Source organism: Bradyrhizobium sp. 76, from assembly GCF_023073025.1.
Lineage (GTDB): Bacteria > Pseudomonadota > Alphaproteobacteria > Rhizobiales > Xanthobacteraceae > Bradyrhizobium.
This window is the reverse complement of the sequence record NZ_JADPIS010000014.1, coordinates 55,159-74,565: the sequence shown is the minus strand read 5'-3', so window position 1 is coordinate 74,565 and position 19,407 is coordinate 55,159. Positions and strand designations below refer to the sequence as shown.

The 19,407-nt window shown below is 64.5% G+C and carries 20 protein-coding genes; 9 read left to right on the top strand and 11 right to left on the bottom strand.

What is annotated here, in order from left to right:
• A partial coding sequence (locus IVB48_RS00690) for an ABC transporter ATP-binding protein (RefSeq protein ID WP_247396489.1) occupies nt 1-571 on the top strand: 571 nt, incomplete at its 5' end.
• Here the strand turns inward: IVB48_RS00690 and IVB48_RS00685 are convergent.
• A complete protein-coding gene (locus tag IVB48_RS00685) occupies nt 568-987 on the bottom strand; it encodes an HIT family protein (RefSeq protein ID WP_247396488.1) in 420 nt (139 codons plus the stop codon). The genes IVB48_RS00690 and IVB48_RS00685 overlap by 4 nt on opposite strands.
• Nucleotides 988-1,077: 90 nt before the next feature.
• Here IVB48_RS00685 and prmC point away from each other — a divergent pair, with 90 nt between their 5' ends.
• Nucleotides 1,078-1,974 carry a peptide chain release factor N(5)-glutamine methyltransferase gene (gene prmC / locus IVB48_RS00680; RefSeq protein WP_247396484.1) on the top strand — a complete coding sequence of 299 codons (897 nt, stop codon included), beginning with the start codon at nt 1,078-1,080 and terminating at the stop codon, nt 1,972-1,974.
• Nucleotides 1,975-2,436: 462 nt separating this feature from the next.
• Nucleotides 2,437-3,231, top strand: coding sequence for a DUF4167 domain-containing protein (locus IVB48_RS00675; RefSeq protein WP_247396482.1), 795 nt, complete (start codon nt 2,437-2,439; stop codon nt 3,229-3,231).
• Between the two features lie 71 nt (nt 3,232-3,302).
• Here IVB48_RS00675 and IVB48_RS00670 read toward each other — a convergent pair whose 3' ends face one another.
• Entirely contained in the window at nt 3,303-4,049 is a 747-nt protein-coding gene (locus IVB48_RS00670; RefSeq protein ID WP_007599158.1) for a methyltransferase domain-containing protein, read from the bottom strand.
• A gap of 109 nt (nt 4,050-4,158) precedes the next feature.
• Here IVB48_RS00670 and gloB point away from each other — a divergent pair, with 109 nt between their 5' ends.
• Together gloB and IVB48_RS00660 are read left to right on the top strand one after the other, a co-directional pair.
• Nucleotides 4,159-4,926 carry a hydroxyacylglutathione hydrolase gene (gloB, locus tag IVB48_RS00665; protein WP_027568021.1) on the top strand — a complete coding sequence of 256 codons (768 nt, stop codon included), beginning with the start codon at nt 4,159-4,161 and terminating at the stop codon, nt 4,924-4,926.
• Between the two features lie 37 nt (nt 4,927-4,963).
• Nucleotides 4,964-5,386 carry a cupin domain-containing protein gene (locus IVB48_RS00660; RefSeq protein ID WP_247396468.1) on the top strand — a complete coding sequence of 141 codons (423 nt, stop codon included), beginning with the start codon at nt 4,964-4,966 and terminating at the stop codon, nt 5,384-5,386.
• Between the two features lie 34 nt (nt 5,387-5,420).
• On the opposite strand, the gene IVB48_RS00655 is transcribed toward IVB48_RS00660, so the two are convergent.
• From IVB48_RS00655 to IVB48_RS00645, 3 genes are all read right to left on the bottom strand, one after another.
• A complete protein-coding gene (locus IVB48_RS00655) occupies nt 5,421-6,290 on the bottom strand; it encodes an EamA family transporter (protein WP_247396465.1) in 870 nt (289 codons plus the stop codon).
• A gap of 128 nt (nt 6,291-6,418) precedes the next feature.
• Nucleotides 6,419-7,144 carry an acetoacetyl-CoA reductase gene (gene phbB / locus IVB48_RS00650; protein ID WP_027568024.1) on the bottom strand — a complete coding sequence of 242 codons (726 nt, stop codon included), beginning with the start codon at nt 7,142-7,144 and terminating at the stop codon, nt 6,419-6,421.
• A gap of 245 nt (nt 7,145-7,389) precedes the next feature.
• The gene (locus IVB48_RS00645) at nt 7,390-8,568 is read right to left on the bottom strand and encodes an acetyl-CoA C-acetyltransferase (RefSeq protein ID WP_027515119.1); all 1,179 of its coding nucleotides are present in this window, start codon (nt 8,566-8,568) and stop codon (nt 7,390-7,392) included.
• Between the two features lie 303 nt (nt 8,569-8,871).
• On the opposite strand from IVB48_RS00645, the gene phaR reads away from it, so the two are divergent.
• The gene (gene phaR / locus IVB48_RS00640) at nt 8,872-9,468 is read left to right on the top strand and encodes a polyhydroxyalkanoate synthesis repressor PhaR (RefSeq protein ID WP_027568025.1); all 597 of its coding nucleotides are present in this window, start codon (nt 8,872-8,874) and stop codon (nt 9,466-9,468) included.
• 161 nt (nt 9,469-9,629) lie between these two features.
• Here the strand turns inward: phaR and IVB48_RS00635 are convergent, their stop codons facing one another.
• Nucleotides 9,630-10,517, bottom strand: coding sequence for a branched-chain amino acid aminotransferase (locus IVB48_RS00635; RefSeq protein ID WP_247396462.1), 888 nt, complete (start codon nt 10,515-10,517; stop codon nt 9,630-9,632).
• A gap of 116 nt (nt 10,518-10,633) precedes the next feature.
• Here IVB48_RS00635 and IVB48_RS00630 point away from each other — a divergent pair, with 116 nt between their 5' ends.
• Nucleotides 10,634-11,569, top strand: a complete 936-nt coding sequence (locus tag IVB48_RS00630; RefSeq protein WP_247396459.1) for an alpha/beta hydrolase — start codon at nt 10,634-10,636, stop codon at nt 11,567-11,569.
• Nucleotides 11,570-11,617: 48 nt separating this feature from the next.
• Here the strand turns inward: IVB48_RS00630 and IVB48_RS00625 are convergent, their stop codons facing one another.
• The gene (locus tag IVB48_RS00625) at nt 11,618-11,863 is read right to left on the bottom strand and encodes a hypothetical protein (protein WP_027568028.1); all 246 of its coding nucleotides are present in this window, start codon (nt 11,861-11,863) and stop codon (nt 11,618-11,620) included.
• Between the two features lie 440 nt (nt 11,864-12,303).
• Between IVB48_RS00625 and IVB48_RS00620 the strand changes: the two genes are divergently transcribed.
• Nucleotides 12,304-13,887 carry a sensor domain-containing diguanylate cyclase gene (locus tag IVB48_RS00620; protein ID WP_247396456.1) on the top strand — a complete coding sequence of 528 codons (1,584 nt, stop codon included), beginning with the start codon at nt 12,304-12,306 and terminating at the stop codon, nt 13,885-13,887.
• A 13-nt stretch (nt 13,888-13,900) separates the two neighbouring features.
• Here IVB48_RS00620 and IVB48_RS00615 read toward each other — a convergent pair whose 3' ends face one another.
• From IVB48_RS00615 to IVB48_RS00605, 3 genes are all read right to left on the bottom strand, one after another.
• A complete protein-coding gene (locus IVB48_RS00615) occupies nt 13,901-14,461 on the bottom strand; it encodes a carboxymuconolactone decarboxylase family protein (protein ID WP_247282935.1) in 561 nt (186 codons plus the stop codon).
• 110 nt (nt 14,462-14,571) lie between these two features.
• Nucleotides 14,572-15,732 (bottom strand): PLP-dependent cysteine synthase family protein, encoded by a 1,161-nt coding sequence (locus IVB48_RS00610; protein WP_247396501.1) that lies wholly within the window; start codon nt 15,730-15,732, stop codon nt 14,572-14,574.
• Between the two features lie 45 nt (nt 15,733-15,777).
• A complete protein-coding gene (locus tag IVB48_RS00605) occupies nt 15,778-16,242 on the bottom strand; it encodes an Lrp/AsnC ligand binding domain-containing protein (RefSeq protein ID WP_007599137.1) in 465 nt (154 codons plus the stop codon).
• A gap of 163 nt (nt 16,243-16,405) precedes the next feature.
• Between IVB48_RS00605 and IVB48_RS00600 the strand changes: the two genes are divergently transcribed.
• Nucleotides 16,406-17,419, top strand: coding sequence for a 1-aminocyclopropane-1-carboxylate deaminase (locus IVB48_RS00600; RefSeq protein WP_007599136.1), 1,014 nt, complete (start codon nt 16,406-16,408; stop codon nt 17,417-17,419).
• 51 nt (nt 17,420-17,470) lie between these two features.
• Here the strand turns inward: IVB48_RS00600 and recQ are convergent, their stop codons facing one another.
• Complete coding sequence (gene recQ, locus IVB48_RS00595; protein ID WP_247396453.1) at nt 17,471-19,336, bottom strand: DNA helicase RecQ; 1,866 nt, start codon at nt 19,334-19,336, stop codon at nt 17,471-17,473.
• Between the last annotated feature and the right edge of the window lie 71 nt (nt 19,337-19,407).

The window sequence follows — 19,407 nt, the reverse complement described above, 5'->3', positions numbered from 1 at the left end:
CACCACGCTGAAGAGCCTGATGGGCGTCGTGACGCCGCGTAGCGGCAGCGTGAAGTTCGACGGCATTGATATCGCCGGACGAAAGAGCCACAGAATCGCGCAGGCCGGCATGCAGCTCGTGCACGAGGAGCGCCGCATTTTCGGCAGCCTGTCGGTGGAAGAGAATATCCTGCTCGCCGGGATCACGGCGCCCAAACGCTGGCCTCTCGACCGCATCTACGAGATGTTTCCGCGACTGAAGGAGCGGCGTAGCAACCGCGGCACCGAGCTGTCGGGCGGCGAACAGCAGATGCTCGCTATCGCACGGGCGTTGGTGCGCGACCCCAAGATCGTGCTGCTGGACGAGCCGTTCGAGGGGCTCGCGCCCGTCATTGTCCACGATCTCGTCAAGGCCTGCCGCGAGCTCGCCGCCGCCGGCCAGACCATCGTGCTGGTCGAGCAGAATTTGGCGGCGACGCTGGCGCTGGCGAGCCGGATCTACATCATCAACAACGGACACATCGTGCACGAGGGGCCGGCGCGGGAGCTCAAGGCCCAGCCGGAGCTGCTCCAGCGCTATCTCGGCGTCTAGAGAGCGGCGATCATTCGCCTGGCGTGAGCGGCGAGCACCGTCAGGTCCTCCTTGCGCGTCTGCGCCGGCAGCAGCTCGATTCCGGCCCTGACCGGCATGACGTGCATGTGCAGGTGAAAGACCACCTGGCCGCTGGCCGGCTCGCTGAACTGCTGAAGGATGATGCCCTCGGCGTCGAACGCCTTCATCGCGGCAATCGCGATCCGCTTGGCGGTTCGGGCGACCGCGGCGAGGTCGTCATCCGCGATGTCGAGGATGCCGCGTGCCGGCGCCCGGGGAACGACCAGCGTGTGCCCGGGCGAGCGCGGCATGATATCGAGGAAGGCGAGACTACGGTCGTCCCTGAAAACCTCGAAGCAGGGGATCTCGCCGCGCAGGATTTTTGCGAAGACGTTCTGATCGTCGTAGCGCGTCATGGATCCCTCCGTCGGTGCGAGGCGCGATCTGACGCGCTCCTTTCCGTTGACGCAAGCAAGCCAGCCGGCCTATCCACGATGCCAGGCAGGATGGTTCCATTGGCGACAGATTTCGATCCCGGACACAGCATCGAGAGTGCGCGGCGCGCGCTTGCGGCACGGCTGCAATCGGCCGGCATCGAGCAGCCCGCTCTCGATGCGCGCCTGCTCGTAGGGGCTGCGCTGAGGCTTGATCTGACCGGCATGGTGACGCAGGCGGCCCGGCAACTCGCACCTGAAGAGGCTGCGCGGCTGGAAGCGTACGCAAAGCGCCGGCTCGCGCATGAGCCGGTCGCCCGCATTCTCGGCGCTCGGGAATTCTGGGGCTTGCCGTTCCAGCTATCCGAGGCGACCCTGGTGCCGCGTCCCGATACCGAGACGGTGGTCGAGCTCGCGCTCGAGATCTTTCGTGGGCTCACGATATCGGGACAGCGCCCGCGCATCGCCGATATCGGCACCGGATCCGGCGCCATCCTGCTCGCGCTGCTGCACGAAATTCCCGGCGCCTTCGGCGTCGGCACCGATCTCAGTCTGACCGCGCTCAACACCGCCAGAGACAACGCCGCGGCTCTGGGCCTCGCCGACCGCGCCAGCTTCGTCGCCTGCTCCTACGCAGCGGCGCTCCGCGGCCCGTTCGACCTCGTCGTGTCGAACCCGCCCTACATCCCGTCGGCAGAAATTCCGAAACTGAGCATCGAGGTGCGCGAGCATGATCCGCATCTGGCGCTCGACGGCGGCAATGACGGTTACGACGCCTATCGCGCCCTGATCCCGCAGGCGGCTGAACGTCTCGCCCCCGGCGGAGCACTGATCGTCGAGGCCGGACAGGGCCAGGCCCGAAATATTGAAACCTTGCTGACGGCTGCCGCGTTGGTCGTGGACAGGCCGCCCAAGGCCGATCTGGCGGGCATCCCGCGGGCGGTTTCGGCCCGGAAAATGCCCCCATAAAAGCCGAATTGGGCTGCAAAAAACCTCTTGGAATATCCCTTGGGAACGACTACCTTCCGATCAACACATCGGTGCCGGCCCCGTAGACTTACGGGCGAAAGCCGGGCTCTCGGGCGAGAGCTTACTGATAAAGGTTCCAAGCCGCAGGTCCTGTTGAGCGCGATGGCCATTTGAGCTGCGCTGCTTACCGACCGCAACGTGAACGAAAGCCTGATATTGCGCTTGAAGACTTACGCAACAAAGCAGGGCTTATTTCGGCAGGCGATATGAATGGGTTCGCTGGCGATGGATGCTGGCGGTGGGGAACGCGTCTTTTGTTGAACGCGACGGTCGACGAACATCGGCAAGGATCAATCCGCTCTTGCGTGCGGTTGCGCGCAAGCGATGTGAACCGCTGTCATCAGGTCACTCTCGGCAATCAGTAATGCGTGCAACCTTTAGGGCTGGAATTAAAGGCAGGACATGAGAAACGGTCAGAACAAGCAGCGGATGCGCAACCGCAACAATAATAATAACAATAACAACAATAATAACCGGCGCGGCCAGAACCCGATGACCCGGGTCTACGAGTCCAACGGACCCGACATCAAGATCCGCGGCACGGCTTCGCATATTGCTGAAAAATATCTCCAGCTCGCGCGCGACGCGCGCTCTTCCGGAGACCCCGTTGCGGCCGAGAACTACTACCAGCATGCCGAGCATTATTTTCGCCTGATCGCGACGGCTCAGGAACAGTTCCGGCAGAACCAGCAGCCACGCGGCGACGAGCCGATCAACAATAGCAGCGGCGACGACGGCGAGGACGACGGCGAGAATTTCTCGAATTTCGGCCAAGAGCCGGGGTTTGTCCCACAGCCGCCACCGCCGCCCTTCACGCGCGACCGCGACGGCCCGCGCGATCATCAGCCGCGTGATCATCAGCCCCGCGACAACCACTATCAGCGCGACAATCAGCAGCCGCGCGAGCATCGCGAACGCGACCATCGTCCGCAGCCGCAATATCAGCCCCAGCCGCAACCGCTGCCGCTGAACCAGCCCCAGCCCGTCGTCGCCGACGCGGTCAGCGTCGATCGTCTGCCGTCCTTCATCACCGGTCCGCAGCCGCAGGTGAACAGTGGCGCGCCCGGCCAGGCCGGCTTCGAAGGTGCTGGTGGTGGCGAGCGCTTTCCGCGGCGGCGCCGCCGCCCGAATGGCCCGCGCCCCGAGCGCGAAGCCGCTCCGGCCGCCTCGAGCGACGAAGTGGCCCCCGGCGAGTAAACCTTTCGCCGGACATCCTGCGCCAGATACCCTGACCTGAATCGTCCCGGCATGTCCGGGACGATTTGTTTTTAGCCGCGCGTCGCCGTCGTCGATGACGGCACCAGCACTGGCTTCGCCAGTGAGGGAATCAGCCGCGCCCGCTCGCGCTTGGCGGGGATCGCGCGGTAGACCTGCTTGGTCGCCTCGACGATGTGCACGCCGGCAAAGGGCAGCGACAGCGCCGCGCCGGCGCGCTCCCACATCTGCGCGGATTTCAGCACCCAACCGCCCGCATAGGGCGGCATGAACAGCGCCTCGCCCCAGGCGGTCGGGGTGAACCAGGTCTGGCGCAACAGGTCGGTGATCTGCGAGCGCGAATAGGGCCGGCCGTGACCGAACGGCGTGCTGTCGGTGCGGGTCCACACCCCGCGCCGGTTCGGGATCACCGCAATCACGCGACCGGACGGCGACAGCACGCGCCACGCCTCGCGCAGCAGCGCGGCCGGATCGTCCGACATTTCCAGTGCGTGGACCAGCAGGATGCGATCCACCGCGGCGTCGGGAAGCGGCAGCGAGAACTCATCCACCAGCGAGGCGAGCGCCGGCCGTCCCGTCGGCCATTTCAGGACGCCCTGCGCCGACGGCATGAAGGCGATGCAGCGCTCCGCGTCCTCGCGGAACAACCCGAGATAGGGCGTGGGATAGCCGAAGCCGAGCACCCGCTGGCCATCGACGCGCGGCCAGCGCTCCCGAATGCCGCGATTGATCATTTGCCGCGCCACAATCCCGAGGCGACGGGAGTAGAACTCGCGGAGGTCGACGACATCAATGGTCATGATCGCAATGTAACATGCACGAGGCGGCCCCCGCGCGCGGAATATTGCATTGCCTGCGCAACGTTAACGCCATATTTGTCTGACGGAGCTGAGCGCGATCGGAGATGACATGGCCGCCGAAATTCGTACTTTCACCTGTTTAAACGACAATTTCGGTTACCTGATCCACGATGTGGAAACCAAGGCGACGGCGTCGATCGACGCGCCGGAGGCCGGCCCCATCCTGAAGGCGCTCGAGCGCGAGGGCTGGCAGCTCACCGACATCCTGATCACCCATCATCATGGCGATCATGTCGGCGGGGTCGCCGAACTCAAGCAGAAATACAATTGCCGCGTCGTCGCGCCGCATGACAAGACCACTGAGATCGCAGACGTCGACCTGCGCGTCGCCAACGCCGAAATCGTCAAGGTCGGCAGCTTGCTGGGGCGCGTGCTGGAGACGCCCGGCCACACGCTCGACCACATCTCCTACGTGTTCGACACCGAGAAAGCGCTGTTCGCCGCCGACACGCTGTTCTCGATCGGCTGCGGCCGCGTGTTCGAGGGCACCTATCCGATGATGTGGGATTCGCTTCTGAAGCTGCGTGCCCTGCCCGACGACTTCAAGCTCTATTGCGGCCATGAATACACGGCGTCCAACGTCAAGTTCGCGCTGGCCGTCGACCCCGACAATGCGGCGCTGCAGGCGCGCGCGGCCGAGGTGGCGAGGCTGCGGGCCGAGAACAAGCCGACCATTCCCTCGCTGCTTGGTGATGAAAAGCGGACAAACGTGTTCCTGCGCGCCGATGAACCGTCGATCGCAGCCAGGCTGCACATGAAGGGCGCGGATGCCACCGCGGTATTCGGCGAACTGCGCGAGCGCAAGAACAAATCTTGAGGAACAAGTCCTGAAGATCAAATCCTGACGGGAATCGATGCCGACCGCAGCCGAGATCATCGCGCGCCTTGAACTCCGACCGCATCCCGAAGGCGGGCACTATCGCGAGACGTTTCGCGATCAGACCACCGACTCCAACGGCCGCGCGCGCTCGACCCTCATCTACTTCCTGCTGGCGCGCGGCGAGCGTTCGCACTGGCACCGCATCGATGCTGTCGAGAGCTGGCACTATTACGCCGGCAGCCCGCTGACGCTGCGCATCGCCCATGACGGCTGCTCTCAGCACGAGGTGCGGCTCGGCACGGACCTGTTGAACGGCGAGCGGCCACAGGCGATCGTGCCGGCGGATGCTTGGCAGACGGCGGAGACCACCGGCGAGTGGACCCTGGTCGGCTGCACTGTGGCGCCGGCCTTCGAGTTCGCGAAGTTCGAGCTCGCGCCCAAGGGCTGGGAGCCCTAAGGCCCCGTCGCTTCGGCTTGCGCCGGCAATGACGCTACCGCTTTCGCAGCACCATGTCCTTCGCGGCTATCAGGCCGCCGCCGGCGATCAGGATCGCCGCGATGGTGATGTTGGCGCTGGCATTGGCGAATCCGGCGGCGATGAGGAAGCCGGTCGAGAGTAGCGGCGTCGCGTAGGACGCGGCGCCGAGCACGCGGATGTCGCCGCGCTTCATGCCGATGTCCCAGGCGTAGAACGCAGCACCGACCGGACCGATGCCGAGCGCGATCACGGAGAGCCATTGCAAGGTCGTGTCCGGCCACACCGTGGTTTCGAGCAGTCCATGCATCAGCGCGGCGAGCACCGCGGTGGCGAGGCAAAATCCCGCGACCGCATCGGTCGGCACCGCCTTCAATCGGCGCGACAGCACCGAATAGGTCGCCCACACGAACGCTGCGATGAAGGCCGCGGCCAATCCCGGCAATTGACCCTGCGTGAAGCCGGAGGTGTTCCCGGCGAACAGCAGCACGGTGCCGACGAGGCCGAGCACGGCGCCCACGACGTGATGCACGGCAAGCCGCTCGCCCGGCAGGAACGACGAGAACAGCACGATCAGGAGCGGCCACAGATAATTCAGCAAGCCGGCTTCAGCCGGCGGCGCAAAGCGCAGCGCGATGAAATACAGCGCGTGATAGCCGAACAGCCCGCCGACACCGACGGCCCACACGGCCAGCGGCTGACGCAGGCTTTTGGCCGCCTCGCCGCGGCCGATCCAGGTGAGCAGGCCGACGAGACCGCCGATTGCGAACGTCATCGCGGCCAGCTGGAACGCCGGGATCTTTCCGGTCGCCACCGTCATCACCGACAGCAGCGACCACATCAGGATCGCGGTCAATCCGATCAGCGTTGCCGTGCGGGGAGTCATCGATCAAAGGCTCTGAGGACGTTTATGCCCGGCACGAGGCCGGGCATTTTCGTCTTCACTATCGCCTTGTCGCGCCTGAAGCTACAGGCATTTGGCTCAGCGACGTTCAGCGGAGAGAATTGGCGCCATCAGGCCTGATATTGGCCGCCATTGATGGTCAGCGTCGAGCCGGTGATGAAGCCGGCCTCGTCCGCCGCCAGGAACACGACCGCGCGCGCGATCTCTTCCGGTTCGCCGAGCCGGTTGACCGGGATCTGTGGGATCACGTTCTTTTCCAGGACGTCCTTCGGCACGGCCTGCACCATTTCGGTGTTGATGTAGCCGGGGCAGATCGCGTTGACGGTGATGCCGCCCTTGGCGTTCTCGAGCGCGAGTGCCTTGGTGAAGCCGATGTCACCGGCCTTTGCCGCGGAATAGTTGACCTGGCCGAACTGTCCCTTTTGGCCGTTGATCGACGAGATCGAGATGATGCGACCGAACTTGCGCGCACGCATGCCTTCAATGACTGGACGCGTCATGTTGAACAGCGAACCGAGGTTGGTATTGATGACGGCGTTCCACTGCTCGAGCGTCATCTTGTGAAAGGCGGTGTCGCGGGTAATGCCGGCATTGTTGACGAGCACGTCGATCGGGCCGATCTCGGCCTCGACCTTCTTCACGCCCTCGGCGCAAGCATCGAAACTGCTGACGTCCCATTTGTAGACGGCGATGCCGGTCTCGGCCTTGAACTTCTCCGCCGCGGTGTCGTTGCCGGCATAGCTCGCCGCAACCTTGTAGCCGGCTGCCTTCAGCGCCTTGCTGATCGCAGCTCCGATGCCCCGCGTACCACCCGTCACCAATGCAACACGTGCCATATCGAATTTCCTTCCCTTGCTTGGACTCTTCGGACGTTTCTGAGTGATCGTTTTTAAGCGCGGATTATGGGGGACGTTTGACGGACATCAAGAACAAAACGCCCGGCGTCGAGCCGGGCGTTTGTATTTAGTCGAGGCTTGTACGGTTGCGAAGAATATTTGATTTGCAACCGCCGCCTTTTTAATCGCGTGCAACGCACTCAGTCACGTGTGCAGCGCACGCGCAAATGACGCGGCAACTATCTTCAGTCGCGCGCCACACACATCGCTATACCCATGCCGCCGCCGATGCACAGCGTGGCGAGACCCTTCTTTGAATCGCGCTTCTGCATTTCGTGGAGCAGCGTCACCAGAACGCGCGCGCCGGAGGCACCGACTGGATGGCCGATCGCGATCGCGCCGCCGTTGACGTTGACCTTCGAGGTATCCCAGCCGAGATCCTTGTTGACGGCACAGGCCTGCGCCGCGAAGGCTTCGTTGGCCTCGATCAGGTCGAGATCGCCGACATTCCAGCCGGCCTTCTTCAGCGCGGCACGCGAGGCCGGGATCGGGCCCGAGCCCATGATCTTCGGATCGACGCCGGCCTGCGCCCAGGACACGATGCGCGCGAGCGGCTTCTTGCCTTCCTTGGCAGCCTGCTTGGCGGTCATCAGCACCACGACCGCAGCGCCGTCATTGATACCCGACGCAGAGCCCGCGGTGACCGTGCCGTCCTTCTCGAAGGCCGGACGGAGCTTCGCCATCGCGTCGACCGTTGCGCCATGGCGCGGATATTCGTCGGCGCTGACGACGACATCGCCCTTGCGTCCCTTGATGGTGACGGGAACGATTTCGTCGTTGAATCTACCGGCCTTCTGCGCGGCTTCGGCCTTCTGCTGCGAGGCGACCGCGAACTCATCCTGCTGGGCGCGGGTGATCTGCCACTGCCGCGCGACGTTCTCGGCGGTGTTGCCCATGTGATAGCCGTTGAAGGCGTCCCACAGACCGTCCTTGATCATGGTGTCGATGAATTCGACTGCACCCATCTTGACGCCGCCACGCAGGTACTGGGCGTGCGGAGCCATGCTCATGGATTCCTGGCCGCCGGCGACCACGATCTCGGAATCGCCGTTGAGCAGCGCCTGATAGCCGAGCGCAACGGTGCGCAGGCCCGAGCCGCAGAGCTGGTTGACGCCCCAGGCCGGGCTCTCGACCGGAATGCCGGCATTGATCGAGGCCTGGCGGGCCGGGTTCTGACCCTGGGCGGCGGTCAGGATCTGGCCCATGATGACTTCGGAGACCCGGCCGGGCTCGATGCCGCCGCGCTCCAGCGCGGCCTTGATGGCGATGGCGCCGAGATCATGGGCGGGAAGGGTTGCGAACGCTCCGTTGAAGCTTCCGACCGGGGTGCGGGCGGCGCTGACGATGACGACATCGTCTGACATGGGCATCTCCTGGGTTGAATGGGGGCAGACGGGGCTGGGGAAACGGCTCGCCAGTCTCGGACGGCATCCTGTTAACGTCGTTGAGGCATGTCAATCGGCCGACGGCCGAATTCATCCCGCAGCGCATTCAAAATAGCGTTCTTGGCGCTTTCGCAAGCACGTTTTTGCTGCCCGATTAACCGTGGCGCACAAAACGGTAGCGTGACCCCTTTGAAAATGCTTATTTTGTTGCGTTGCGTACTCTTCCCGCCCTGCGGCATAGCCCGTCAGGTTCCCGTTCTCCGCGCTTGCAAGTGAGAGCCCATGGCGAAATCAGACCAACCCACCACCATCAAGAAATACGCGAACCGCCGGCTCTATAACACCGGGACGAGCACTTACGTGACGCTGGAAGACCTCGCCTCCATGGTCAAGGACGGCGAAGATTTCCTGGTCTACGACGCCAAGACCGGCGACGACATCACCCGCTCCGTACTTGCCCAGATCATCTTCGAGCAGGAGAACAAGGCCGGCCAGAACCTGCTCCCGACCACTTTCCTGCGCCAGCTCATCCGCTTCTATGGCGACAGCATGCAGATGGTGGTGCCGAAATATCTGGAGCAGGCCATCGCGTCGCTCACGCAGGAGCAGGAGAAGTTCCGCAAGCAGATCGCCACCTCGCTGTCCGGGACCCCGTTTGCGCCGCTGGAGGAACAGGTCCGCCGCAACATGGAGCTGTTCCAGCAGACCTTCTCGATGTTCAAGCCTTTCGCGCCCGGCGCAGGCCGCCCCGCCGGCTCCGCGGAGCCGGCGCCCGAGCCGACCGCAGAAGCCCCGAAGGACAGCAATATCGACGATCTGCGCCAGCAGATGAAGGACATGCAGGAACGCCTCGAGCGGATGTCGAAGAAGGACGAGTAGGTCCTCTCGTTCGCGCTCGCGTCGCGAGCGCCGCGGCCCGCTGATTTCCTCAGCAGTCCCCCACCTCGTCGTTGCGAGCGCAGCGAAGCAATCCAGAATCCCTCCGCGGAGGCAGCCTGGATTGCTTCGCTTTGCTCGCAATGACGGGGAAACTGCGGAAGCTATGCCGCCAGCTTCACCGCGTGGGCAAAGTCCCAATAGAGCTTGCGCGCGCGGGTGTAGAGCGGGCCCGGCTGCAGCTCGCGATCGTCGATGCGGATCACCGGCGCGACTTTCGCGAAATTGCCCGTGGAAAAGATCTCGTCGGCGGCGAGGAAGTCGGCATAGCGCAGCGTCTTCTCGACCACGGTGACGCCGTCGGCGCGAAGCAGGCTGATGACGCGCTGGCGGGTGATGCCGTTGAGGAAGGTGCCGTTCGGCACCGGCGTGTAGACCACGCCGTCCTTGGCCATGAACACGTTGGAATTGCCGAACTCCGCGACGTTGCCGAGCATGTCGAGCATCAGCGCGTTCTGGAAGCCGCGCGAGGCAGCTTCGGCAAGCGCGCGCGAATTGTTCGGATAGAGACAGGCGGCCTTGGCCTCGACCGGGGCGCATTCAGCGGTGGGCCTGCGGAACGGCGACAGCGTGATCGCGTTGCCGACCGGCTTTGGCATCGGCGCCTCGTAGATGCACAGGCACCAATCGGTGGTCTCGGGATCGAACAGCACGCCGCCGCCCGAGCCGTTCCGCGCCCAGTACATCGGACGGACGTAGAGCTCGGCATTCGGCGCGAAGCGTGCGATGCCCTCGTTTGCGAGTGTCAGCCAGGTCCCGGTATCGACCAGCGGCTTCAGGCCAAAGCTGATCGCGGATTGATTGGCGCGGGCGACGTGACGGTCGAGATCGGGCGCGACGCCTTCGAACGCCCGCGCACCGTCGAACACGACGGAGCCGAGCCAGGCCGCATGCGTGCGCGGACCCATGATCGGCACATTGCCCTCATGCCATTTGCCCTCAAAGAAGGTCCAGCTCGGCGAATAAGCGATGGGCTTTTTGATCTCGGCCATGACCGGCCTCTCCTTGGCGTGGTGCCGCATTATAGCGCCACTATTGGGCGCAATTTCTAAATGATTCCCTGCGGGAAAATGGTGAGTTACCCTCCCGGAAGGGGAAAGGAAGCACCATGCCGCTCGATCCGCTCGCAAAGCGTTTGTTGACCATGATGGCTGCGGCTACGCCGCAGGCACGGAGCCGGCCCAGCGTGGAGGCACGGCGGCAATCATTGGCAAAGCTGATGCAGTTTGCGCGCGCCGATGCGCCTGACGTGACGACGTCCGACGGCATGCTGCCTGGTCCCGGCGGCGCGCTGCCCTATCGCCTCTATTCACCCGCAGGCGCCGACGATCGCGCGCCCGGCTTTGTGTTCTTTCACGGCGGCGGGCTCGTTGCCGGCAGCATCGCCACGCATGACCGCATCGCGGCGGCGCTGGCACATGCGACCGGCTGCCGTCTCGTCTCGGTCGATTACCGGCTGGCACCCGAGCACAAATTCCCCGCTGCCGTGGACGATGCGATCGCCGCCACCGAATGGGTGGCGCGCGAGGCCGCATCGCTCGGCATCGACGCCGGGCGTCTGGTTCTCGGCGGCGATTCCGCCGGTGCAACGCTCGCTGCGATCGTGTGCCAGGAGGCGGCGCAGGCCGCGGGCCTTTCCATCGTCGCGCAATGCCTGATCTGCCCGGTGCTGGATTTCGAGGAGGCCTCGCCTTCGCGCGAGGCATTCGCCGAGGGCCACCTGATCGACCGCGTCACGATCGAAGCCGATCTCGCCGATTATCTGCCCGAGGACCTGGATGCCGCCGATCCGCGCATCTCGCCCTTGCGCGCGACACGGCTTGCGGACCTGCCGACCGCCATCATCCACACCGCCGAGTACGACCCGATGCGCGACGAGGGCAATGCCTATGCGCGCAAGCTGCTCGCCGCGGGCGTCACGGTCGAGCACGTCTGCCACGAGGGCATGGTTCACAATTTCCACGCCATGGGCGCCATCCTGCCGCAGGCGCAGCTCGTGCTGTCGCAGATCGGTGAGCAGGTAAGGCGGGCGGTGGGGACGTGAAACACCTCGTGTTGCCGTCTCCCGCAACGGGAGAGGAAAGAGAATGCCTCACGCTCTCGCCGCGATGACGGAACGCGCCGCCGCGACGTAGTTTGGCCAATGCGCGTCCGCATAACGCTCGGCCTGTCGCACGCAGGTGACGTCGGGCGCATGCGCAGCTGCGATCATGCGCGCAAAGCGCTCTTCGGCGACCGTCACGTCATCGGCCGCGATCGAGGGCGCGGCTCCAGCGGCGGTCGGCGCAACGGCGAATCCCGCCAGTCCGGCGAGCAGGATGCGGCGTGACGTGTCCATGGCTATCGTTCTCCATTGTCCGGCCTGCACTCTGGCGCGGATTGTGTCCGTGCGGTCACGGCAACGTACCTGCGTGCATTCGCACCGTCCACCGATTGCGGACACCGCTTGACCACGCGGGCGATCACATTCCATCCAACAGGCAGTTCCGCCATCAGGGCAAACGCGTGACGTTGCGGACGCCGCTCTGCGCGGTGCGCGGCTGACTGCGGACCGTAGTGGATTTTCCGTAAAGCGGAGCGTCCGCATTTTCACGCATATCGGAGCAAGGCCGCTCCCGCTCATCGTTGATGATGAAGGGCTTTTCGCGTTCTCCGCTGACGTAAACGACGCCGGATGCGTGAACCAATTGTTAGCCCTCTCGCGCAATCGCCCACCGCCTTACCTTTCGGCAAATAAGCTTGCGGCAAACTGAGCCAATTCCGCTTGGGAGGTTGGGAATGCCCCGCTTGGTATCGGAACGAACGTTCCTCGCCGGCCAGATCTTCTTCAACTTCGGTCAGTCGACGATCGATTGCGTCGTGCGCCGGATGTCCGAAGACGGCGCGACGCTGGAGATGCAGAGCAGCCTCGGCGTGCCCGATCGGTTCCAGCTCCGGCTCGCAGGCCAGGAGATCCTCTCCTGCCGTGTGCTCTGGCGGTCGGACCGTCAGGTCGGGGTTGCGCTCGGAGCGGAAGATCATGTCGATCCGAAGGCCGTGGACGAGCAGGAGCGGGGGACCGATTCGCTGATACGCGGACAGATGCTGGCGCTTCGCGCGGCACTCGATTTCGTCCCACTGGGCATCGTGCTGCTGGATGCCAATCTCCGCGCGCAATTGATCAATCGGGCGTTCCGGCAGATGTGGCTGTTGCCGGATGAAGTCGCCAACAGCAACCCGTCATTTGTGACGCTGATGCATCATGGCCGCGATACGCTCGCCTACGAGATTCCGCCGGCCGAGCTGGAGGCTTATGTCGCCGAGCGCGTCCGTCAAATACAGGTAGGCGATGCGTCGCCGCGCGACCTGCGCCGTACCAGCGGCGACGTCGTTCGGATGCAATGCACGCCTCTGCCCAACGGCGGGCGGATGCTGACCTATACGCCGGTCACCGACATCGTGCGCTACTCCGACGAGCTGAAATTGCTGCGCGACGCCCTCGAGAACGTCGAGGACGGCGTGCTGCTGCTCGACCGCGATCTCAACGCCAGCTTCATGAACCGGCGCATGCGGCGGTTCTGGGAGGTGAGCGAACAGGAAGCCGCCGCCCGCCCGACCTATGCATCGTTGGTGAGCCGGGTGCACCGTGCGAGCGCGCCCGATCTGCCGGCGAACGAACTGGCGAAATTTCCCGTCAAGCGCGTCGCCGAAGTCAAGGCGGGCGATCATGTGCGCGACCTCCAGACGCCGGATGCGCGGCGGATCAGGGCCCACTGCACCACGATGTCGAACGGCGGCCGCATGCTGACCTATGTCGATATTACCGATCTCACCAACAAGGCCAACATGCTGGAGCGCCTGGCCACCACCGACCCGCTCACGGGCCTCTATAATCGCCGCCATTTGCTGGGCTCGCTCGACGCAGAATGGAGCCGCTTCCAGCGCTACTACCGCTCCGTTTCGGTCCTGATGCTCGACATCGACCATTTCAAGTCTGTCAACGACCGCTATGGTCACGCGGTCGGAGACGAAGCGATCAAGGCCGTGGCGGCCGCATGCCTCGATGGCAAGCGCAAATCGGACGTCGTCGGCCGCTTCGGCGGCGAGGAGTTCGCGATTCTGCTGCCCGAAACCAGCCTGTCGCGTGCAAGAATCGTCGCTGAGAGGATCCGCAAACGCGTGATGAGCGCACAGATCGCCGCCGACCAAAATCAGTTCGGCGTCACCGTGAGCATCGGCATTGCGGAAGCAAGTGTCAGCATGTCCGGCATCGACGCCTTGATGAGCGCGGCCGATCACGCGCTCTACCAGGCGAAGGCCGAAGGTCGCAATCGCTGTATTGCCTGGTCGCCTCCGCCGCCCATGAACAAGGCGGCGGAGTGATCGCACCGCAGATCTAGTCCGGCACCGGTACGTCGAACGTGTTCAGCGTGACCGACACCATGCAGTAAACGCCGACGAGATAGGACAGTTCGGCCGCACCGTGCTCGCCGAATTCCTTGACCGCGGCCCGATAAGTCAGTTCCGGCAGCACGCCGCCGCTGACCAATGCGGACGCCACGTCGTAGGCGACGGCTTCCTGCTTGGTGAGATCGACCGGCCGCTGTCCGGCGACGATGGTCGCGAGCTTCTCGTCGGAGAGGCCGCGCTGCTCGGCGACCAGCACATGCGCATAGAGTTCGTAGCCGGAGCGGAAATGCGAGCCGGTGACGAGGATCGCGACCTCACGCACCGGCGCCGGCAGCAGCGGGTTCGCCGCGATCGCCTTGACCAGCTCCCACACCGGCTTGCCGAAGCGCGGCTCGCGGATCCAGGGATTCCAGGGCCCGAGCAGCGCGCCATCGTCGCGCATGTTCACAAAGCCCTTGAAGTGATCCTTGATGCCCGCTCGCATGTCGTCATAGAGCGGCTTCTGTTCGGCACTCAGGTCTTTCAGGTCGAGAATGGGAAGGCGCACGGCAGGTCTCCTCGTTGAGAAGCCGCGAAACTCGCCCGCAGGCGCGCGCAAGGCAAGTGAAGTTGCCGTGACGGCCGTGCAATCTTGCAATGGCAGGGAGGCGCCAGCTATCAGGCCTCAGGATTTCGCAAGTTCTGCGGATTCGTTACGTCTTCGAACTCAAGCGCCAGTGGCTGCGCTGTATCGAGGAACGACGACAAGGCCGCCTCGAACGGCGCTGGATCGAGTCCGCGCGCTTTCAGCCAGGCGGGCTCATAATAGGTCTGCCGGTAGCGCTCGCCGGAATCGCAGATCAGCGTCACCAGCGATCCCGTCTGATTCGCCTTTCGCATGTCCGAGGCGAGCCGGCACAGCGCCAGGAAATTGGTGCCCGTCGAGCCCCCCACCGCGCGGCGCAGCCGGCGCGATAGCACGTTCATCGCCGCGATCGTCGCCGCATCCGGGATCTTCATCATCCGGTCGACCACGCCCGGCACGAAGGAGGGCTCGCAGCGCGGCCGCCCGACACCTTCGATCAGCGAGGGGCGGTCGCAAACATGGGAGCGGTCCTGCGAGCTGAAGCAGTCGAAGAAAGCGGAATGCTCGACATCGGCGACGCACAGCCGCGTCGGATATTGGCGATAACGCAAATAGCGTCCGATGGTGGCCGAGGTGCCGCCGGTGCCCGCGCCCATCACGATCCAGTCCGGCAGCGGGCGCGGCTCGCCCTGCAATTGCGTGAAGATGGATTCGGCGATGTTGTTGTTGCCGCGCCAGTCGGTGGCGCGCTCCGCGAAGGTGAACTGGTCCATGTAGTGGCCGCCCAGCCGTGCGGCCAGCGCGCCGGCCTCCGCATACAGCGCGCGGCCGTCGTCGATCAGATGGCAGTTACCGCCGTAATGCTCGATCGCGGCGATCTTCTCCGCCGAGGTCGTGCGCGGCATCACGGCATAGAAGGACACGCCGATCATCTGCGCGAAATAGGCTTCCGACACTGCGGTCGATCCCGACGAGGCCTCGACGACAGGCGTGCCTTCGCGGATGTGGCCGTTGCAGAGCGCGTAAAGGAAGAGCGAGCGCGCGAGCCGGTGCTTCAGGCTACCGGTCGGATGCGTGGACTCATCTTTCAGATAGATGTCGATGCCAGCGAGCGCCGGCACGATCAGCCGGATCAGATGCGTGTCGGCCGTGCGGCACTGGTCGGCCTCGATCGCGGCGACCGCCTCGTCGACCCAACCGCGCCGATAGGCCGGTCCGGCCAGATTGAGGTGGCGGAAGGGGAATGGCTGCATCACCTGAATCTCTCATGATGCCGGTCGCGCATCAATAGCTTCGGCTCAAAACTCCAGCGGCGCGTTGTCGACGACTTCCTTCATCACGAAGAAGGTGCGGGTCTGGCGCACGCCGGGCAGCGCGATCAGCTGCTCGCCGTGGATGCGGTTGAAGTCCTCCATGTCGCCGACGCGGATCTTGAGGAAATAGTCGAAGTCGCCGGCGACGAGGTGACAGTCGAGCACGAATTTCAGTCTGGTGATCGCCTGCTCGAAGATCGCAAAGCTCTCCGGCGTCGAACGGTCGAGCACGACCCCGACCATCACCAGCGTGCCCTTTGCCACCTTCTTCGGCGCGACCATGGCGCGGACGGCGGCGATGAAGCCGTGCTCGAACAGGCGCTGGGTGCGGCGATGGCAGGTGGCGGGACTGATGGCGACGGTTTCGGCCAGCTCGGCGTTGCTCAGCCGGCCGTTATTTTGCAGCAATCTCAACATCTTAAGGTCGATACGGTCAAGACGAGCGGACATGGAAGAAACTTCCGTACTTGGCACCTATTCCGAAAGGAATACAACGGGTTTGATCCGCTATCGCAAGATCATGCGCAATAGAGGCACAATATTTGAAAGCACCTTTTTGCAGAGCGATGCTACCATTTTTGGAGACATTAACGCCAATCGGGATGACCTGACGATGCTCGAAAAATTCGCGCGCTATCCGCTGACCTTTGGTCCGACGCCCATCGAGAAGCTGGAGCGGCTGTCAAAGCATCTCGGCGGCAACGTCGAGGTCTACGCCAAGCGCGAGGACTGCAATTCCGGGCTCGCTTATGGCGGCAACAAGCTGCGCAAACTCGAATACATCATCCCCGACGCGATCGCCTCGAACGCCGACACGCTGGTCTCGATCGGCGGCGTGCAGTCCAACCACACCCGCATGATCGCGGCGGTCGCGGCCAAGATCGGCATGAAGTGCCGTCTGGTGCAGGAGGCCTGGGTGCCGCACGAGGACGCCGTCTATGACCGCGTCGGCAACATCATGCTGTCGCGCATCATGGGTGCCGACGTGCGCCTGGTCGACGACGGCTTCGACATCGGTATCCGCAAGAGCTGGGAGGAGGCGATCGAGGAGGTGAAGGCGGCGGGCGGCAAGCCCTATGCGATTCCCGCCGGCGCCTCCGTGCATAAATTCGGCGGCCTCGGCTATGTCGGCTTCGCCGAGGAAGTGCGCAAGCAGGAAGCCGAACTTGGCTTCAAGTTCGACTACATCGTGGTCTGCACCGTCACCGGCTCGACCCATGCCGGCATGCTGGTAGGCTTCGCCGCCGATGGCCGCGCGCGAAAGGTGATCGGCATCGACGCCTCCTTCACCCCGGCGCAGACCAAGGCGCAGGTACTCTCGATCGCGCAGAACACGGCCAAGCTCGTCGAGCTCGGCCAGGATCTCGTCGCCGACGACGTCGTGCTGATCGAGGACTACGCTTATCCCGCCTACGGCGTGCCGTCGGAAGAGACCAAGGAGGCGATCCGCCTCACCGCGCGTCTCGAAGCCATGATCACCGACCCCGTCTACGAGGGCAAGTCGATGCAGGGCCTGATCGACCTCACGCAGAAGGGCTATTTCGAGAAGGGCGCGAAGATCCTCTACGCCCATCTCGGCGGCGCGCCGGCGCTGAACGGCTACGGGTATGCGTTCCGGAACGGCTGAGGTCGGTAGCCCGGATGGAGCGCAGCGCAATCCGGGGTACGAACCGAGCCCCTACCGCGTCCTGACAATCTGCAGCAGCTCGTCGCCGTAGTGCTCGAGCTTCTTGTCGCCGATGCCGGGCACATTGCGCAGCTCGTCCATCGTGGTCGGCCATGCGCGGACGATGCCGTCGATGGTGGCGTCGTGCAGCACCACGTAGGCCGGCACGCCACGTTCGCGGGCAATGTCGGAGCGCCAAGCTCTTAGCCGCGTGCGCAATTCAGGATCGACATCGCCCTGCGGCGCACCGGCCGCCGGCGCCAGATCACCGCGGCGGGACTTGGCGCGGCTCGAACGGATCCGGGTGCCGGGCGCTTCCTCGCGCAGCCACACTTCCGTTTCGCCCCGCAGCACGCCGCGCGACGAATCCGTCAGCTTCAGCGCGCCGAACGCTTCGCTGTCACTCAGCAGATGTCCCATCGCCACAAGCTGCCGCAGCACCGTGCGCCACTGCTTCTCGTTGAGCTCGCGTCCGATGCCGAACACCGTCAGCTTGTCGTGGCCGAACTGCGTCACCTTCTCGGTCAGGCGTCCGATCAGCACGTCGATGAGATGCATCGCACCGAAACGCTGCCCGGTGCGATAGACGCAGGACAGAAGCTTTTGCGCCAGCACCTTGCCGTCGTGCATTTTCGGCGGCGTCAGGCAATTGTCGCAATTGCCGCAGCCCTCGCCCATCACGATCTCGCCGAAATAGGCGAGCAGCCGCCGACGCCGGCAGTGCGGCGTTTCGGCAAGGCCAACGAGCGCATCGAGCTTGCCGATCGAGACCCGCTTGAATTCCTCGGAGCCGCTCGACTCGTCGATCATGCGGCGCTGCTGCACGATGTCCGACAGACCGTAAGCCATCCAGGCCGCCGACGGCTTGCCGTCGCGGCCGGCGCGTCCTGTCTCCTGGTAATAGGCCTCGATGCTCTTGGGCAGATCGAGATGCGCGACAAATCGAACGTCCGGCTTGTCGATGCCCATGCCGAAGGCAATGGTCGCGACGATGACGATGCCGTCCTCGTTGAGAAAGCGGTCCTGGTTGCGCGAGCGCACGCTGCTGTCGAGCCCGGCGTGATAGGGCAACGCCGCAATGCCGGCGTCGTCGAGCGCGGCGGAGACCTCCTCGACCCGTTTGCGGGACAGGCAATAGACGACGCCCGCATCGCCTGCGTGACGCTCCCGGATGAAATCCTTAAGCTGCGACACCGCGTTGCGCTTGTCGACGATCTCGTAACGGATGTTGGGACGATCGAAGCTGGAGACGAAGTGCGGACTGTCTGCAAGCTGAAGCCGCTCGACGATTTCCTTGCGGGTCAACTCGTCGGCGGTCGCGGTCAGCGCGATGCGCGGCACGTCGGGAAAACGCTCGGCGATGATGGACAGGCCGACATATTCGGGGCGGAAATCATGGCCCCATTGCGAGACGCAATGCGCCTCGTCGATCGCGAACAGCGCCACCTTCGCCCGCGCCAGCAGCGCCAGGCAGCGCGGCGTCACCAGCCGTTCCGGCGCGACATAGAGCAGGTCGAGATCACCCGCGATCAGGCGCCGCTCGATGTCGGAGGCTTCCTGCGGGGTCAGCGACGAGTTCAGCGCGGCGGCGTTGACGCCTGCTTCGAGCATGGCGGCGACCTGGTCGCGCATCAGCGCAATCAAAGGCGACACCACGACACCGCAGCCTTCGCGCAGCAGCGCCGGCAATTGATAGCACAGCGACTTGCCGCCGCCGGTCGGCATCAACACCAGGCAATTGCCGCCGTCCGTGACGTGCCGGATGATCTCGCCCTGCGCGCCGCGGAACCCGGGCAGGCCGAACACCGAACGCAGCACCGACAGCGCATCGCGGCCCTGGGCCGGCGCAGGCAGCGGAGCGGTGGAAGGAGAGGACATGGGCATGTCGGGGTGAGGCCGTGAGATTCGTCACAAGGCCAGTCGCATGACCGCGCAGGCGTGGCAAGACT

Bases quoted from the DNA above. Each gene is read 5' to 3' on its own strand.
- phbB (WP_027568024.1), bottom strand. From the start codon at position 7,144: ATGGCACGTGTTGCATTGGTGACGGGTGGTACGCGGGGCATCGGAGCT.
- IVB48_RS00600 (WP_007599136.1), top strand. From the start codon at position 16,406: ATGCTCGAAAAATTCGCGCGCTATCCGCTGACCTTTGGTCCGACGCCC.
- prmC (WP_247396484.1), top strand. From the start codon at position 1,078: ATGGTTCCATTGGCGACAGATTTCGATCCCGGACACAGCATCGAGAGT.
- IVB48_RS00645 (WP_027515119.1), bottom strand. From the start codon at position 8,568: ATGTCAGACGATGTCGTCATCGTCAGCGCCGCCCGCACCCCGGTCGGA.
- gloB (WP_027568021.1), top strand. From the start codon at position 4,159: ATGGCCGCCGAAATTCGTACTTTCACCTGTTTAAACGACAATTTCGGT.
- IVB48_RS00655 (WP_247396465.1), bottom strand. From the start codon at position 6,290: ATGACTCCCCGCACGGCAACGCTGATCGGATTGACCGCGATCCTGATG.
- IVB48_RS00605 (WP_007599137.1), bottom strand. From the start codon at position 16,242: ATGTCCGCTCGTCTTGACCGTATCGACCTTAAGATGTTGAGATTGCTG.
- IVB48_RS00685 (WP_247396488.1), bottom strand. From the start codon at position 987: ATGACGCGCTACGACGATCAGAACGTCTTCGCAAAAATCCTGCGCGGC.
- IVB48_RS00625 (WP_027568028.1), bottom strand. From the start codon at position 11,863: ATGGACACGTCACGCCGCATCCTGCTCGCCGGACTGGCGGGATTCGCC.
- IVB48_RS00675 (WP_247396482.1), top strand. From the start codon at position 2,437: ATGAGAAACGGTCAGAACAAGCAGCGGATGCGCAACCGCAACAATAAT.
- IVB48_RS00670 (WP_007599158.1), bottom strand. From the start codon at position 4,049: ATGACCATTGATGTCGTCGACCTCCGCGAGTTCTACTCCCGTCGCCTC.
- IVB48_RS00630 (WP_247396459.1), top strand. From the start codon at position 10,634: ATGCCGCTCGATCCGCTCGCAAAGCGTTTGTTGACCATGATGGCTGCG.
- IVB48_RS00610 (WP_247396501.1), bottom strand. From the start codon at position 15,732: ATGCAGCCATTCCCCTTCCGCCACCTCAATCTGGCCGGACCGGCCTAT.
- IVB48_RS00635 (WP_247396462.1), bottom strand. From the start codon at position 10,517: ATGGCCGAGATCAAAAAGCCCATCGCTTATTCGCCGAGCTGGACCTTC.
- IVB48_RS00620 (WP_247396456.1), top strand. From the start codon at position 12,304: ATGCCCCGCTTGGTATCGGAACGAACGTTCCTCGCCGGCCAGATCTTC.
- recQ (WP_247396453.1), bottom strand. From the start codon at position 19,336: ATGTCCTCTCCTTCCACCGCTCCGCTGCCTGCGCCGGCCCAGGGCCGC.
- phaR (WP_027568025.1), top strand. From the start codon at position 8,872: ATGGCGAAATCAGACCAACCCACCACCATCAAGAAATACGCGAACCGC.
- IVB48_RS00660 (WP_247396468.1), top strand. From the start codon at position 4,964: ATGCCGACCGCAGCCGAGATCATCGCGCGCCTTGAACTCCGACCGCAT.